Source organism: Psychromonas algicola, assembly GCF_004378355.1.
GTDB lineage: Bacteria > Pseudomonadota > Gammaproteobacteria > Enterobacterales > Psychromonadaceae > Psychromonas.
Map to the genome: position 1 here is coordinate 39,036 of NZ_SNUB01000024.1, position 16,148 is coordinate 55,183.

13 protein-coding genes are annotated in these 16,148 nt (G+C 37.6%); 8 read left to right on the forward strand and 5 right to left on the reverse strand.

The window, feature by feature from the left end; translation table 11 throughout:
• Positions 1-11 precede the first annotated feature (11 nt).
• From E2R67_RS12010 to rdgC, 3 genes are all read right to left on the reverse strand, one after another.
• Positions 12-1,775, reverse strand: a complete 1,764-nt coding sequence (locus E2R67_RS12010) for a flotillin family protein (protein WP_445177042.1) — start codon at positions 1,773-1,775, stop codon at positions 12-14.
• A gap of 59 nt (positions 1,776-1,834) precedes the next feature.
• The gene (locus E2R67_RS12015; protein ID WP_134291198.1) at positions 1,835-2,452 is read right to left on the reverse strand and encodes an OB-fold-containig protein; all 618 of its coding nucleotides are present in this window, start codon (positions 2,450-2,452) and stop codon (positions 1,835-1,837) included.
• 266 nt (positions 2,453-2,718) lie between these two features.
• Positions 2,719-3,627: a recombination-associated protein RdgC gene (rdgC, locus tag E2R67_RS12020; protein WP_134291199.1), complete on the reverse strand. Its 909-nt coding sequence runs from the start codon at positions 3,625-3,627 to the stop codon at positions 2,719-2,721.
• A gap of 227 nt (positions 3,628-3,854) precedes the next feature.
• Here rdgC and phoB point away from each other — a divergent pair, with 227 nt between their 5' ends.
• Together phoB and phoR are read left to right on the forward strand one after the other, a co-directional pair.
• Positions 3,855-4,538 carry a phosphate regulon transcriptional regulator PhoB gene (gene phoB / locus E2R67_RS12025; RefSeq protein WP_134291200.1) on the forward strand — a complete coding sequence of 228 codons (684 nt, stop codon included), beginning with the start codon at positions 3,855-3,857 and terminating at the stop codon, positions 4,536-4,538.
• A gap of 39 nt (positions 4,539-4,577) precedes the next feature.
• Positions 4,578-5,867 (forward strand): phosphate regulon sensor histidine kinase PhoR, encoded by a 1,290-nt coding sequence (gene phoR / locus E2R67_RS12030; RefSeq protein WP_134291201.1) that lies wholly within the window; start codon positions 4,578-4,580, stop codon positions 5,865-5,867.
• Positions 5,868-6,161: 294 nt separating this feature from the next.
• Here the strand turns inward: phoR and E2R67_RS12035 are convergent, their stop codons facing one another.
• Positions 6,162-7,952 (reverse strand): aminopeptidase P family protein, encoded by a 1,791-nt coding sequence (locus E2R67_RS12035; protein ID WP_134291202.1) that lies wholly within the window; start codon positions 7,950-7,952, stop codon positions 6,162-6,164.
• Positions 7,953-8,128: 176 nt separating this feature from the next.
• Here E2R67_RS12035 and E2R67_RS12040 point away from each other — a divergent pair, with 176 nt between their 5' ends.
• From E2R67_RS12040 to E2R67_RS12065, 6 genes are all read left to right on the forward strand, one after another.
• Positions 8,129-9,442 (forward strand): CinA family nicotinamide mononucleotide deamidase-related protein, encoded by a 1,314-nt coding sequence (locus E2R67_RS12040; RefSeq protein ID WP_134291203.1) that lies wholly within the window; start codon positions 8,129-8,131, stop codon positions 9,440-9,442.
• Between the two features lie 110 nt (positions 9,443-9,552).
• Positions 9,553-10,308 (forward strand): Nif3-like dinuclear metal center hexameric protein, encoded by a 756-nt coding sequence (locus E2R67_RS12045; RefSeq protein ID WP_134291204.1) that lies wholly within the window; start codon positions 9,553-9,555, stop codon positions 10,306-10,308.
• 153 nt (positions 10,309-10,461) lie between these two features.
• The gene (gene leuB, locus E2R67_RS12050) at positions 10,462-11,565 is read left to right on the forward strand and encodes a 3-isopropylmalate dehydrogenase (RefSeq protein WP_134291205.1); all 1,104 of its coding nucleotides are present in this window, start codon (positions 10,462-10,464) and stop codon (positions 11,563-11,565) included.
• 102 nt (positions 11,566-11,667) lie between these two features.
• The gene (locus E2R67_RS12055; RefSeq protein WP_134291206.1) at positions 11,668-12,201 is read left to right on the forward strand and encodes a YaeQ family protein; all 534 of its coding nucleotides are present in this window, start codon (positions 11,668-11,670) and stop codon (positions 12,199-12,201) included.
• A 90-nt stretch (positions 12,202-12,291) separates the two neighbouring features.
• Positions 12,292-13,746: a tRNA uracil 4-sulfurtransferase ThiI gene (gene thiI / locus E2R67_RS12060; protein ID WP_134291207.1), complete on the forward strand. Its 1,455-nt coding sequence runs from the start codon at positions 12,292-12,294 to the stop codon at positions 13,744-13,746.
• 187 nt (positions 13,747-13,933) lie between these two features.
• Positions 13,934-14,116 (forward strand): DUF1737 domain-containing protein, encoded by a 183-nt coding sequence (locus tag E2R67_RS12065; RefSeq protein ID WP_208379521.1) that lies wholly within the window; start codon positions 13,934-13,936, stop codon positions 14,114-14,116.
• Positions 14,117-14,370: 254 nt separating this feature from the next.
• Here the strand turns inward: E2R67_RS12065 and E2R67_RS12070 are convergent, their stop codons facing one another.
• Positions 14,371-15,345: an integron integrase gene (locus E2R67_RS12070; RefSeq protein ID WP_347876783.1), complete on the reverse strand. Its 975-nt coding sequence runs from the start codon at positions 15,343-15,345 to the stop codon at positions 14,371-14,373.
• Between the last annotated feature and the right edge of the window lie 803 nt (positions 15,346-16,148).

A 16,148-nucleotide genomic window follows, 5' to 3' on the forward strand; every position in this document is an offset into this window, starting at 1 on the left:
GTAAAGTTATATTACTTACTTAAGCTATCAATATTATTTTCTACTGTTGTTGATGAACCTAGGTTATCAACATTATTGCTTACTACTGGTGTTGCATCTTGAGGATTCAATGCTTGTTCTATTATATTGTGCTCACCATTTAGCAAATCGTTAAGAGATCCAGTTTCACTGTTTACAATACCTAATTCTTTCAACATGCTATCAACTAACGGGGCATTAGCTCGGTAATTTAAAGCTGCACTTGTTATTTGCTCTGCCATTCCTGCTTTACCGCCGCTGTGTGTTGATGTGCTACCCGTTGCTGCTGAACCACTTCCATATCCTTGTAGGATTTTAATACCTTCAATGTTTTCTAATGGCTTAACTGAATTTGCAACAATTTCAGGAAGCACTTCTAATATCGCCATTGATTTTTGTAATGATATTTGTTCATCACGTAGTGAATTTTCTGCTTCGTATAATGCGCGTTTACCTTCGGCTTCAACTGCAAATACTTTTTCATCAGCTTCTGCTTGTAGTACTTTAGCGTTTGCTGATGCTTTAGCTTCAATCAATACTGCATCAGCTTTATCTAGTGCTGCTGATTTTTCTGCTTGAGCTTGAACGGTGACACCAACTGCTTCTCGTTCTGCTTCTTTTTTAGCGTCAATCACTTCAATTTCTTTACTACGATTTGCTTGTGCAATTTCTTGCGCAGTAATAACGGATTCTTCTTTTTCTACTTTTATTTTTTCAGCTTCGGCGGCTTTAGCGCGTGCAGCAGATTCCTCTTCTGATTTCTCTGCTATTGCAATGCGTTTATCTTGCTCAGAGACTTCAATATCTTTTGCTTGCTGAATACGAGATTGTTCTAGCGTTTTGTTTTTATCAATTTCCTGCATTTCAATTTGCTTGGTTTTTTCAATTTCAGCTAATTGAACGGTACGCTCTTTAGATATTTCTGCTTGACGTTCTTCTTGCTCATTTTGCTCGCGTTGTTTAATGATTTCCGCTTGCTGTTGTGAGCGTTTAAATTCAAGAATTTGCTCTTGTGCTAATTGCGCTTCTTCTTTTTCTTGCTTAATTGTAAGAGATTGTTTTTCTGCTTGTAGGTTACGCTCTTCAATTAAGACCCTGTTTTCTTGTTCAATATCATTGGTTTCTTTTCGTTTTTGTTCAATGATTTTAGTTAAGCGGGCACGACCTTCGGCATCAAAGGCATTGTTTTCATTAAAAAATTGCAATTCTGTTTGGTCAAATCCAGTCAAAGAAACAGATTCTAATTCTAGTCCATTTTTCTCTAAATCGTTCATCACACTGTGTTGTACTTTTTGAACAAATTCAGCACGTTGCTCATGCATTTCTATCATGGTCATTTCAGCAGCAACCGCGCGCAACACATCAACAAACTTTGATTCCATTAATGATTTTACTTCTTGTACTCGCATGGTTCTTGTGCCTAATGTTTGAGCTGCCATTGAGATGCCTTCAAAATGAGGTGCGACACGTAGGTAGAAGTCTGCTTTAACATCAACTCGCATACGGTCTTTTGTAATCAAAGCATCTTTTTGTATTTTGCTGACTTCAATACGTAAAGTGTTCATGTTCACTGGAATGGTTTCATGAAGAACTGGTAAAACAATTGCTCCGCCATCTTTAACTACTTTTTCACCACCCATACCTGTACGTACAAAAGCCACTTCTTTTGTCGCTCTATGATAAAGTTTGGCAAATATAAGCCCAATAGTGATTAAGGCAACAATGAATATGCCTGAAATAATCATTATAAATTGCATGTTTTGTCCTAATAATTGTTCCATTTATAAATAACCTTATTTAAATAAATATGTAAAAACTAACCATGAAATTCAATGGCTAACCAAGTACTTTTTTGTTTTTGAATTAATACGACTTGCATTCCCTGTGTGAATATTTTCGATGACTCCTCTGGTTCAACTAATACATAGTGCTTTTGGTTGTAACTATCCTTTACAACCGCTTCTGTTGGGTGGCCTTTTGATGCCTTTCCTATCGTAATTGTTGCTACTTTTCCTACAAAACTACTAGAAGACGTTGCTGAGCTTTCATTCTTAGGAATAATTTTCGATAAATGTTTTGCTAAAAAGCGAGTAATAAAAACAGTTGCCACAATGGTAATAGGTAGAGTTAACCAAAGCGGTAATAGGACTAAATAATTTAATGTCACTCCCACTATCCCAAAACTAGAAAGCAGCAATAATAGCCAGACTAACATTGGTAAGCGATGTAAATATAACCAACCTAATGTTGCACTAATGCCTCCGCTAGGTAGCTCTGTATCATTAACAAAATCAATAGAAAATAAGTCTTCAAGGAAGTTAGATATACTTAATCCAATTAAAAGGCCAACGCCTTCTAAACATGCAATGGCAAAAACAATAGAAATAGAAATAGAGTAGGGTAGGTTAAAATCAGCAAGAAAAAAATCTAACAATTTAAGCTCCTCGAGGTAACTAAATAACACCTTTTGTAAAGATAGGTTTTATCTTTTAGAAGCATTAGCTTAGCGGGTGCGATATAAATTATTCAGAAGGTTATAATATTTTTTTGAAAATAAAAAGAATTATTTAACATACTAGTCAGAAACTTAACGCTGTGTTTACAAGTAATTAATGGTAGTTTAACGATTGTTTGTATAACAAGGTAATGATAAAAAGCCCAGGAATAACTGAGCTTTTAGAAGGGATTAATTAGTCGGGATTAAAGGTTTTGTTCACCACCAAATAAATCTATTAATGATGGAACCAGTTGTTTGATTTCACCTGTCATCAAGATAAAGTCTGCGTCGAAACGTGCTGCAAAATCATCTGATTCAATATGTTCATTTTGTTCTTGTAATACGTCTGAGAATTTAAGGCGTTTTAGTGCAAACTCTTCACCCATGATAAATGAAATGCTGTCAGCCCAGTTTAGCGCTAGTTTAGTCACAAATTTATCTGAGCTTAAATGGATCTTGATTTCTTCTGACAATAGATCTTGTTGCTTACATTTAATAATGCCGCCGCCTTCCAATGCAGAGCATAATTCAGCTTCATCTTCTAATTTAAAGTTTGTTGGAATATTGCCTTCTACTAACCAATCCGTCATTACCACATCGGTTTGATTTTGTAGCTGTACAGGAACAACAGGTAAGCTGCCGACTGTTTTACGTAACAATGAAATTAACTCTTCAGCTTTACGAGAGCTAGAACAATCTACGTATAACATGTCACTTTCAGTATCAATCCACGCATAGGTTTGAGAAGTACGACTAAATGCACGCGGCAACAATTGCATAATGATGTCGTCTTTTAAACTTTCTTTCTCTTTTTTCTTTAATGAACGACCTTGCTCTATTTCAATCGCTTCAACACGCTCATCAAGTTGATCTTTGATAACGCCTGCTGGTAGCATTTTTTCTTCTTTTTTAAGACAGATTAAAATCTGTTTTTGATTCACATGTGTATACATGCTGCCACTTTTGCCCATTGGGAAAACCCAACCTAGTTTTGAGATATCTTGGCTACCACAGGGTTTAAATTTAAATTCTTCTAGGCTTCTTTCTAATGCATTTTCATCTTGTTCCATTGGACGCGTGAAACGGTAAACTTGTAGATTTTTAAAAAACATGACAGACCCTTTTATTAAATGATCGGAGTGGAAAATATAATTCGATTGACGCAGTTTAAAGTATTTTTTATAAAATCGTAAAAAGAAGATCATATTTTTTTCTTAGATTCACATAATAGGCACAATACACAAGTTTTATGACACTTTATTTATATTTGTAATATAAGTGTCATAATGACAAGCAATAATGCATCTACTTAAAATAGCATCTACGGAATTAATACAATATGGCAAGCCGAATTTTAGTGGTAGAAGATGAAGTCGCAATCAGAGATATGCTGAGCTTTGTATTAGAGCAACACGGTTATGAAACCATTGAAGCTGATAATTATCAATCTGCATTAGACAATTTGCACGAACCTTATCCTGATCTTATTTTATTAGATTGGATGTTTCCGGGTGGCAGTGGTATTCAATTACTTAAATTTTTAAAACAAGATGAAATATTACGCCAAATCCCTGTGGTCATGTTAACTGCACGTGGTGAAGAAGAAGATAAAGTCAGAGGCCTTGAAAATGGTGCTGATGATTATGTCACTAAGCCTTTTTCGCCTAAAGAGTTAATGGCTCGCCTTAAAACAGTGATGCGTCGAGTTAATCCAACATCATTGGATGACACGTTAAAAGTAGGGGAGTTGAAGTTAGATCCTGTTTCACATCGCGCAACCTTAGGCGATACGCCATTAGAAATGGGACCGACTGAATTTAAATTATTACATTTCTTTATGACACACCCAGAGCGTGTATACAGCCGCGAACAATTGTTGAATAATGTGTGGGGTACTAATGTGTACGTTGAAGATCGTACTGTTGATGTGCATATCCGCCGTTTACGAAAAGCACTGTCTAATCATGACCACTTAGTACAAACTGTACGTGGAGCAGGATATCGCTTTTCAACACGTTCATAGGCTACGATTCCATTTATCGCATAATATAGAGTTCGTCATTTGAAAACATATACATGGAAACAACTGTTTTGGACAATGTGCTTAGTCTATTCCCCTATTTTCTTATTAGGGCTATTAACAGACTTAGTACTTGAGCTTTTATTAGCTACGACCACATTGCATATCCTATGGCACTATTATTTCTTAAAGAAGCTTAATGATTGGTTATGGGTGAGCAAAAGTACGGTATTACCTCCTGGTAAAGCTTTTTGGGAGCGTGCTTATATTGGTATTCACAATATGCAACAGCGTCATCGTAAACGCCGTAATAACCTTGCTAGCGTCATTAGTCGATTCCGTGAAGGCTCGGAAGCATTGCCTGATGCGGTTGTTGTATTCAAAAAAGATGGTGAGATTGTTTGGTGTAATCGCCTTGCTCAATTTCAATTAGGCTTTAAATGGCCTGAAGATGCTGGTGAAAACATTACCAATTTAATTCGTCATCCAGATTTTGTTGAGTACGTTTACAGTGATAGTTACAACGAACCCCTTGATCTTGTTTCTCCAATTAATAACGATAAAATTCTAGAGTTTAGGGTGATGCCTTATGCAAAGAGTCAGCGTTTATTGATTGTGCGTGATGTATCAAACTACCGTTTAATGGACGAAAATCGTCGTCATTTTGTCGCTAATGTTTCCCATGAGTTACGCACGCCGTTAACCGTGTTGCAAGGCTATATTGAAATATTAGAGATGAACGCAAAGGGCGATAAGTTACAGCTAAAAACAGTACAAGTACTAGAGCAACAAACTGCTAGAATGTGTGCCTTGGTTGATCAGCTGATGACCTTATCGAAAATTGAAGGTGCGGGGACTTTAGATTTTCAAGAAAGTATTAATGTACCAGCCTTGTTAACGCAAATTGAAAATGAAGCGGTGACATTAGGGCGTAAAAAGACACAATCAATCAACTTCAAAGTGGATCCTAAGCTCTCTGTGGTGGGATCTGAAATGCAACTACGTAGTGCGATGGCGAATCTTGTTTATAATGCCATTAATTACACACCTGAAAATGGCTCTATCAAAGTGATATGGAAACAACTGCCAGAAGGGGCTTACTTTTGTGTAATGGATACAGGCGACGGCATTGCGCCAGAGCATATTCTGCATTTAACTGAGCGTTTCTATCGCGTTGATTCTTCTCGCTCTCGTGATACTGGCGGCTCAGGATTAGGGTTGTCGATTGTTAAACATGCGTTAACGCATTATGACAGTGAGTTGCATATTGAAAGTCATGTGGGCGAGGGCAGCCAGTTCTCGTTTGTTATTCCAAATAGTTACCTTTGCTAAATAGCCTCATAGTAGCGTAAGCAACATGAGGCAATATCGCTGTTTTTGTGGTTTGCTCTCTACCTATGTGATACCAATTGTATTAAATAACTGATCTAAATTTTGCGCTGGAAAAATAGCTTAGTTTGAGGCGTAAGTTGATGTAAATGGTTGTTCCCTTTACGAAACTTACAACGAAAAAATAAGCCATTTTAACAAGTAAAATAGATCAGTTACTTACTATGATTGGTATGAAAGCCCATTAATATTAAACCTGCTTACAGAGTGAACAGGCTTAATAAAACAGTTTAAGAATCAGATAGCTTGCGTGGCTTTTCTTAACCATTCTAAATCGGACCCTGTTAATAAGGGAGCAATCTTTTCATTAACTTCAGCGTGATAAGTATTAATCCAATTAATTTCTTCCTTGGTCAATAAAGTGCGTTCAATGAGTCTCAAATCAAATGGCACTAACGTTAACGTTTCAAATTGATAGAATTTTTTGCCGTCATTAGCCAGACCTTTGTCAGCGACATAAATCAGGTTTTCACAGCGAATGCCATAACCATCTTGTTTATAATAACCAGGCTCATTTGAGACAACCATACCCACTTGCAATGGCACAGTGTTAGCATTTTTAGCAATTCGATGTGGGCCTTCATGCACATTTAAAAAACAACCGACGCCGTGACCCGTTCCATGATCATAATCATAACCTTGCTGCCATAAAAATTGGCGTGCAAGAGCGTCTAGCTGACTGCCACTTGTGCCTGCAGGGAACTTCATATTTGCGAGGGCAATGTGACCTTTTAATACCAGAGTGAACATCTTTTTGTGTTCAGCGGAAGGTGTGCCGATGGCAACCGTACGTGTAATATCTGTTGTACCATCTAAATATTGTGCGCCTGAATCAACCAAATAAAGGCTGTTCATGGGTAATACTGCAGGCGTACCATTGAGATGATTGTAATGACACATGGCTGCATTTGAACCTGCGGCTGAAATGGTATCAAAACTTAATTCCACATAATGTTCATTCGTTTCTCTAAAGGTGGTTAGCTTGTCCGATAAAAAACCTTCATCGTGCAAATGGCCTTGTGCCACTTCTGTTTCTAACCAGTGTAGAAACCTAACTTCTGAAGCGCCATCGCGTATATGTGCTTGTTGCATGCCATATAATTCAACATCATTTTTACAAGCTTTAGGCATCGCCACTGGGTCAAGCCCTGCAATTAAAGTTGCACCTGCCTTTTCTGCGGTTAATTGACTGAAAGCATTAGACGTTTCAGGATCGGCAAGTATCGTAAGCTTTTGTTCTCCTAAGGTTTGATATGTTGCTGCAGCGTCGGATTCTTGCGCTAATGTGACACCTTCACCAACATGTTCATGAAAACCGGTAGGTATTTTGGCGGGATCAGCAAAAAAGATCATTGAGCCATCTTTTTTGAGCACCGCGCTACCGAGAATGACACAAAAACAATGAATATCTTTACCGCGAATATTAAGTAGCCAAGCGATTGAGTCGAGAGCGCTAATTAAAGCTGCATCTGCGCCTTTTTTCGCAATATCCAATCCGATTTTTTGTCGCTTTGCTAAACTTGAAAGACCTGTATATTTTTGATCCAGTAACAATCCCTCATGTTGAGTCGGAGTCGGGCGATCGTTCCAACTCATATCAACAAGGTTATTTTTCACTGCAACTAATTGCATTTGTTTTTCTGATAACGTTTTAAGTGACGCTTTGTACCAGTTTAAGTTATGTACTTTTGCATCAAACCCGATCTTTGCACCTTGAGGAAGCTGCTCACTTAACCAAGCAATATGTGGTGTATCAATAAGATGATAAAATTCAAATAATTTAGCGTTTACCTGTTGTTTAACTTGGATAGTATAACGACCATCAACAAAAATAGCGGCGCGATCTTTTAAAATAATGACTGACCCTGCAGTGCCTGTAAATTCACTACACCAAAAAAGGCGTTGATTATGTGCTGGCACATATTCCCCTAAATATTCATCGGCGCGAGGAACGATAAAGGCATCTAAATTTTGTTTTTCCATTTGTTGGCGAATAGCGTTTAATTTTTGTGCTGTGCATTGGGTCATAACAATCTCATATCAAATTAAGATAAAATTAAAGCGTAAACAGTACCTTGTTAGCGTTATGTTTTGCAAGCGTGTTACAGTAAATAAAAGTCAAACTTATTAATGCTTTAATTATCTTCCTTTATGAGGTTGTTGATTAAATGACAGATGAATAATAAACAAATACCGAGAACACAATGAAATTAGAAATGATATGCACTGGCGAAGAAGTACTTGCAGGACAAATTGTCGATACTAATGCTGCATGGTTGGGCAACCAACTCATGGATAACGGTTTTGAGATGCACCGTCGAACCACCGTTGGTGATCGTTTAGCTGATTTAGTTGAAGTCTTTCAAGAGCGTAGCAGTGTTGCGGATATCGTGTTAGTGAATGGTGGATTAGGGCCAACGGCCGATGATCTTTCTGCTTTAGCCATGGCGAAAGCAATGGGTGTTGAGTTAGTAGAAAATAATGAGTGGAAAGCAACATTAATACAATGGGCAAAAGACCGTGGTGTGCCTTTGAATCCCAAAAACTTAAAGCAAGCACTGTTACCAGCAGGTGCCATTATGGTTGATAACCCAGTTGGCACGGCTTGTGGATTTAGAGTCAAGTTGAATCGTTGTTGGTTTTTCTTCACACCGGGCGTGCCGCATGAATATAAAAAAATGGTCTTAGAGCAGTTCATTCCTTTTGTAAAATCTCAAACTGGATTGCAGAGTCAGGTCGAAGTGACTAAATTATTGTGCTTAGGTATTGGAGAATCTGATATGGCGGAACGCTTAGAGCAACTCTCTTGGCCGACAGGTATTACGTTAGGTTATCGCTCTTATATGCCTTATTTAGAATTAAAGTTAATTGCGCGTGATGTGAATCAAGCTGATCAAGAGCGCGCGATAAAGCAAGCTGTTGCCTCGTTAGGTGATGGTATTGTTGCTCGCAATAAAAATACATTGGCCGCTGAAGTACATGATTTACTAACACAAAGAACAAACACTCTGAGTGTTGCAGAGTCATTAACGGGTGGTGACATTTGTAGTCAGTTAGTCGCTTTCGCTGGTAGCTCTCATTACCTTAAACAAGGTATTGTGAGTTACTGCAATGAAGCCAAAGTGGGGTTGTTAAAAGTATCGCAACAAACAATTGATGAAGAATCAGAGGTGTCATTGGCTAGTGTTGCGCAAATGGCGGCTGGCGTTGCGTGTGCTCATTCAAATTTACCAGAATCTGATTATGCCATTGCAACAAGTGGCATTGCTGGCCCTGGGGGCGGTACAGATGCAAATCCAGTTGGAACAGTTGTTATTAGTGTGAAAGCAAATAATAAAGTTTATTGTCAAAAAATAAAGTTTTCAGCCAAACGTCCTCGTCAGCATATCCGTGATTTAACTGTGGCAATTGCCTTTGATATGTTACGTCGGTCAATATTAAATTTACCACCGATTGCTGATTACAGTTATATCGAACGTGTTGATGCAGTGACTTATGACATGGATAAATGCATTTAAAAGAAATCTAAATGGAGTATAGGTAAAACATTTCATTAAGTTTTTAATTTTATCTATAATGCCTTTTTAGGCTAAATTCAGTCATTTCTTCTATTTTAAAAGTGAACAATATGAATAATCGCAAGCTTGCTAATAAACTCGACCAGTTTCTAGAAATACATCAATTTAAAGATTATTGCCCTAACGGATTACAAGTTGAAGGTCGTGAACAAGTAAAAAAAATTGTTACTGGTGTTACGGCTAATCAAGATTTAATTGATGCGGCAATAGCTGAAAATGCCGATGCGATTTTAGTTCATCACGGCTTTTTCTGGAAAGGGGAAGCGCAGCAGATCGTCGGTATGAAATATAATCGTATCAAAGCACTGATTGAAAACGGCATCAACCTTTATGCTTATCACTTACCATTAGATGTACATCCTGAATTAGGTAATAACACGCAACTTGCTAAGCTATTAGGGATCACCGACAGACGTCCATTAGAACCTTGGGATAAACGCAGCGTAGGTCGTGCAGGTAAGTTTGAAGAAGCAGTAACGCCAAACCAATTAATTGAAACGATTACAAAGCAGCTTAATAGAGCGCCATTATGGATTGACGGTGGCAAGCCAGAAATTAAAACCATTGCTTGGTGTACTGGTGGTGGACAAGATTATATTACCATTGCCGCAGAGCAGGGTATTGATGCTTTTATTAGTGGTGAAATTTCAGAGCGCACAACGCATATCGCCAAAGAAATGGGTATTCATTATTTTGCAGCAGGACATCACGCAACAGAACGTTATGGGGCAAAAGCATTAGGTGAATGGTTAAGCGATGAAATGGGCTTTGACGTCATCTTTATTGATATTGATAATCCCGTTTAACATTTTACTATTCATTAACATATTCATAAAAACTGCATAAATAATCACTTAAAGTGTAAAAAAGTGGCCCTCTCGTTTGAAACTAGGGGCGCTTTTCCTTATTATGCATGCAGAAATTTACACCCATTTAAAATAATCATTTAGGGAATTAAAATGACAACATATAACATTGCTTTACTAGCAGGCGACGGTATCGGTCCTGAAGTAATGAAAGAAGCTGTAAAAGTTTTAAAATTAGTTGAAGAGCGTAACGCTGATGTTAACTTCGAATTAAACGACGTACTATTTGGTGCTGCTGCTTATTTCGCTACTGGTAAATCTTTCCCTGAAGAAACTAAAGCCGCTTGTGATAAAGCAGATGCCATCTTAAAAGGCACTATTGGATTAAATCACGAAGACTCTCAAAAGATCCCTGTTGATGAACAGCCAGAACGTGGCGCATTATTACCATTACGTCGTCGTTACAATACTTACGCTAACTTCCGTCCAGTTTATTTACCAAAAGGTCTTGCACACTTTTCTCCATTGAAAGAGTCGGTAGTAGGCGAAGGCATCGACATCATGTTAATTCGTGAATTAGTGGGTGGGTTATACTTTGGTGAAAAAGAAACAGGCGTTGATGCTGAAGGCAAACGTTACGTTCGTGAAGTATTAGAATACGATGAAGACCAAATTCGTCAAATCGTCCGTGTTGGTTTTGAAGTATCTATGAAACGTAAAAAAATCATGCACAACATCCATAAATCAAACGTGCTAAAATCAAGCGTGTTATGGAATGAAATCGTAGAAGAAGAAAGCAAAAACTTCCCTGAAGTTGAAGTGGTTAACATTCTAGTTGATGCTGCAGCCACTTACCTATGTTTAAAACCAACTATGTTTGACGTAATGGTCATGGAAAACATGTTCGGTGATATCTTAAGTGACCAAGGCGGCGGTATCTTAGGTTCTTTAGGTCTTATGCCTTCTGCGTGTAAAGGTCCTGAAAAATCTTACTACGAACCATCGCACGGCTCTGCTCCTGATATTGCAGGTAAAGGGATTGCAAACCCATACTCAATGATTGGTTCAGTCGCATTAATGCTAGAAATGAGCTTTGGCATGGAAAAAGAAGCGAAAAACCTTTGGGCAGCAATGCAAGGCGTATTTGAAGACGGTTACTCAACTTCAGACCTGTCTAAAGAAGGCGAAGCTAACCTAGTTAGCACGGCTGAATTTGGTGATTTAGTGTGCGCTAAATTGGCGAAAATGCCTGTTTAATTCTTAGTTCCTTATACTAAGTTTTAAGTTCTAAGGTAATAACAAAAATAGATTTTTATTTAAACCACGTTTTACAACGTGGTTTTTTTTTGGAGAAACACCATGGCGTTAAAGCCGACTATTTTCAAAATGAACATTAATGTCTCTGATTTAGATAATGACGTTTATGAAACCATCGTACTCACGGTTGCACAACACCCATCAGAAACCACAGAACGTATGGTGACGCGTATCTTGGCGTACGTATTAAACAACCAAGAGTTTTTAAGTTTTACGACAGGTTTAAGTGAAGCCGATGATCCTGATATTTGGGCGAAGAATTACAGTGATGAATTTTTATTGTGGGTGGATGTGGGTGAACCCGCTTTCGATCGAATTAAAAAAGCAGCAAGACAAGCTAAGGTCGCTAAAGTTTATACGTTTAATACCAAGTCTGGTGTGTGGTGGAAACAATCTCAAAAAGACTTTGCAACCATTAAAGCCGAAGTGTACCAATTTGAGTTTGAACAAATTCAACAATTCGCCGCGTTAGTAGAGCGCACAATGGATTTTAGCATTACTATAACTGATGGTGTTTTCTATATCGCTGCCAATAAAGGTAGTTGTGAAGTGAACTTAACCACCTTACAAAGCTAACCTAAGCATAGTAAAGATTGCGCCTACCAACGTAGTGCGTATAATTCGCACTTCAAAATTAATACAGTCCAGAATTCAAGAGTGGTACCCATGAAATTTATCGTCAAACTTTTTCCAGAAATTATGATGAAAAGTAAACCCGTACGTAAACGTTTTAGTAAAATGTTGCAGGGCAATATACGTAACGTACTGACGCGTCATGACGAAGACATTAAAGTGATTCTTGAATGGGACAAAATTATTGTTCGTAGTGAAAACAACGACCCCGACAACAAAGCTAAAGTCATTCATTACCTACAAAGCACACCGGGTATTGCGCATTTCTTAGAAGTGAGCGAAAGTACCTTTACTGATATTCATGATATCTACGAGCAAACGAAAGCCAGTTTTGGCGAAAGCTTAGCCGGTAAAACATTCTGTGTACGTGCAAAACGCATTGGCACACATGACTTTGGCTCAAATGAAGTGGAGCGTTATGTTGGTGGTGGTTTAAACCAGCATACAGACGCGTTATCGGTTAAATTAAAAAATCCTGATGTGACCGTGAATATTGAGATCAATGAAAATAAATTATTCATGATCGACCAACGTCATCAAGGACTTGGTGGTTTCCCACTAGGGACACAAGAGTCTGTATTATCATTGATTTCTGGTGGATTCGATTCTGGCGTTTCAAGTTATCAATTATTAAAACGTGGATCGCGCGTTCATTACTGTTTCTTTAATCTTGGCGGCGCGGCACATGAAATCGGTGTGAAACAAGTGGCTTATCACTTATGGGAACGTTTTGGCGCTTCTCATCGTGTTAAGTTTATTTCTATACCTTTTGAACCTGTTGTGGCTGAAATCTTAGAGAAAGTCGATAACGGCCAAATGGGCGTTGTATTAAAACGTATGATGATGCGTGCTGCGGCTAAAGTAGCTGCAAATTTAGAGATTGAAGGGTTAGTCACAGGCGAAGCATTAGGCCAGGTTTCAAGCCAAACCTTACGTAATCTTTCAGTGATTGACCAAGTAACGGACACCTTGATCCTACGTCCATTAGTAGCAACGGATAAACAAGATATTATTGATTGTGCTCGCGATATTGGTACCGCAGAAATCTCTGAAACTATTCCTGAATACTGTGGCGTTATTTCACAGCGTCCAACGGTAAAAGCGGTAATGAGCAAAATCGAAAAAGAAGAAGCTAACTTCGATATGTCATTAATCGATAAAGTCGTGTTTGATGCAAAAATTCAAGATATTAAAGACATCGCCGCAGATGCTAAAGCGCAGCTGGTGGAAGTTGAGTCTGTTTCTGCCTTTGCAGACAATGAAGTGGTGTTAGATATCCGCTCCGCTGACGAAAGAGATGAAAAACCATTAGAAATTGAAGGCGTTGAAGTAGAGCACTTACCCTTCTTCAAACTAGGCAATCAATTTGAAACTTTAGCACAAGACAAAACTTATCTACTTTATTGCGACCGTGGTGTAATGAGTCAACTGCAAGCGCTTTACTTAAAAGAAGCTGGCTTTGAAAACGTAAAAGTTTATCGTCCATAAGCGTCGCGCGAAGAACAAAGATCAAAGGTAATTTGATTACCCATCAATCATTAACTAAACGGCGCTCAATGTGCCGTTTTTTTATGCATCCAATTGGTTGAATCACATTTTTGTTTATAGTTAATAGGTCTTTTAAATGAATCACCGTATGCTGATTTGAGTTTATAACGTATTCAAGGAGTTCAATATGCCAAATTCAATCCAGAATTACAGACTAATCACAGGCAAAGACGACAGTGAATTTTGTAGTCGTATTACTAAAGCATTAAGCGAAGGTTACGAGCTTTACGGATCACCGACCATGACCTTTAACGGAGAGCATGTTGTCGTCGGGCAAGCGGTCATTAAAAGACCTTCTCAACTGGTATAAATCACTAGAATGAATTCAATGAAAAAGCCCGTTAGGGCTTTTTTTATGAGATATTTTTATTGGCTAATGAAGTGGTTGTGTTTACTTATACCAATTACGTTAAATAAGTGATCTAAATTTTGCGCAGGAAAAATGGCTGATTTCAAGGCGTAATTTAAGTTAAATAGTTGTTCTATTTGCGAAAATTACAACGAAGAAATAAGTTATTTTAACAAGTAAAATAGATCAGTTAATTAACGTGATTGGTATTAAACTTAAAATTTATGATGAATGTTGTCAAATGGACTAACCGTTCCGGCATGCCTTTCACCAATGACGTGTGTGTAGATCTCAGTTGTTCTTAAGTCAGAATGCCCAAGTAGTGTTTGCACTGTTCTTATGTCAGTTCCATTAAGTAATAAAGCCGTTGCAAAGCTATGACGAAATGTGTGTGCTGATACTTTCTTAGGAATCTTTGCTTTTATAACTGCTTGTCGTAAATGTCGAGTTAGCGTTGATGGATGAAGATGGTGGCGACAAATATACCCATCGATAGGATGCTCACAACGAGTGGAGGAAGGGAAAATATATTGCCATGCAAAATCTTTCATTGCTGCTTTATATTTTCTATGTAATGACGCAGGTACTGAAGTTAAACCAAATCCATCAAGCAAATCTTGTTTGTGTATAACTTCAACATGATCTATTTGATCTGTAATTATTTCATTAAGCGCTTTAGGTAATATTGTTAATCTATCTTTTTGTCCTTTTCCTCTAAAAATAAATATAGTTTGATTTGAAAAGTCGATATCTTTTACTCGTAACCTCAACACTTCATTCAACCGTAAACCCGAACCATACAAAATAGAAATGATTAATTGATAGGGCATTTTTAAGTTAGTAATAATTGCAGCTACTTCATTTGGAGAAAGTACTGTTGGAATATTTTTAGGGCGTTTAGCGTATGAAAAAATTAAACCATCAAATTGTTGTTCTAACATGTGCTTATACATGAAAACTAAAGCGCACAAAGCTTGATTTTGTGTTGCAGCGCTAACGCCTCTATTAACAGCTAAATGAGTTAAAAAGTGGTTTATTTCTGCTGCGCCCAACTCTTTGGGGTGCCTTTTATCATTAAACATAATGAAAAACTTAACCCAATATAAATAACTTTTTTCTGTTTGTAGGCTATATCGTTTTGTTCGAATTACATCTCGAAGAGATTGTAAAAAAGGAGATTTGATAATCATAAAAACACCTTACTGCAACTGTTTATTTATACAGTTATAATGGGTTTTCCCAAAAAAGGCAATATTTTGTGTAGAAAGTAAGCACTAATATGCTCACTTTCTACATAGGTAAATTTCTAATTTATTGATTTATAGTATTTAATTTTTTAAGCACTGCGTCATACTCAGCACAAAATAGCTGAGTATGACGCAGTGCTTAGTTTCTACAAGGTTAATACTTCAAATAAGATCACTTCTTTGACTATAAAGCTTTGACTGTTAATGAATTAATTGTTATTTTTTATGTTAATTTTATAATCTATGATCCGTTACTATCGTGAATTATGGATAATATACTGTTAAGCATCACAAGTTATGAATATTGAGTATGGTTGGAGGGTAGATAAAAATCTGCCAATGTTAAACGAAGAGGAGTGGGAGCAACTGAGCCCACTCCTTACTGATACAATTAAGAAGATTAAGGCTTATCGGGCTGAACATGGATGTGATATTCCCACAGCAAGAGCCAATTGTTGCCCAGAGGCGGTAGAAAAGTTTGAGGAATTAACAGGCTATAAGAATATGGGTTACGACGTAATCTTTTATTTACGGCGTAGTAGTTATGGCCCAAAGTGCAACAAGTGTAGTAAGTTATTTCGCACACCAAAAGCCAAATTATGTGTAGCATGCGGCCAATCGTTAGAGAAAAATGCTTAACAAATTGCTCCAATTGACGCAGCGGTCTACGTTCCTTTTTGTGCACTCGCTTCGCTCATTATTGCACAAAAACTCTCTACACCGCTGCGCAATTGAGCAAGGCGTTA

Bases quoted from the DNA above. Each gene is read 5' to 3' on its own strand.
- E2R67_RS12040 (WP_134291203.1), top strand. From the start codon at position 8,129: ATGAAATTAGAAATGATATGCACTGGCGAAGAAGTACTTGCAGGACAA.
- thiI (WP_134291207.1), top strand. From the start codon at position 12,292: ATGAAATTTATCGTCAAACTTTTTCCAGAAATTATGATGAAAAGTAAA.
- E2R67_RS12010 (WP_445177042.1), bottom strand. From the start codon at position 1,775: ATGCAATTTATAATGATTATTTCAGGCATATTCATTGTTGCCTTAATC.
- phoB (WP_134291200.1), top strand. From the start codon at position 3,855: ATGGCAAGCCGAATTTTAGTGGTAGAAGATGAAGTCGCAATCAGAGAT.
- rdgC (WP_134291199.1), bottom strand. From the start codon at position 3,627: ATGTTTTTTAAAAATCTACAAGTTTACCGTTTCACGCGTCCAATGGAA.
- E2R67_RS12045 (WP_134291204.1), top strand. From the start codon at position 9,553: ATGAATAATCGCAAGCTTGCTAATAAACTCGACCAGTTTCTAGAAATA.
- E2R67_RS12070 (WP_347876783.1), bottom strand. From the start codon at position 15,345: ATGATTATCAAATCTCCTTTTTTACAATCTCTTCGAGATGTAATTCGA.
- E2R67_RS12055 (WP_134291206.1), top strand. From the start codon at position 11,668: ATGGCGTTAAAGCCGACTATTTTCAAAATGAACATTAATGTCTCTGAT.
- leuB (WP_134291205.1), top strand. From the start codon at position 10,462: ATGACAACATATAACATTGCTTTACTAGCAGGCGACGGTATCGGTCCT.
- E2R67_RS12035 (WP_134291202.1), bottom strand. From the start codon at position 7,952: ATGACCCAATGCACAGCACAAAAATTAAACGCTATTCGCCAACAAATG.
- E2R67_RS12065 (WP_208379521.1), top strand. From the start codon at position 13,934: ATGCCAAATTCAATCCAGAATTACAGACTAATCACAGGCAAAGACGAC.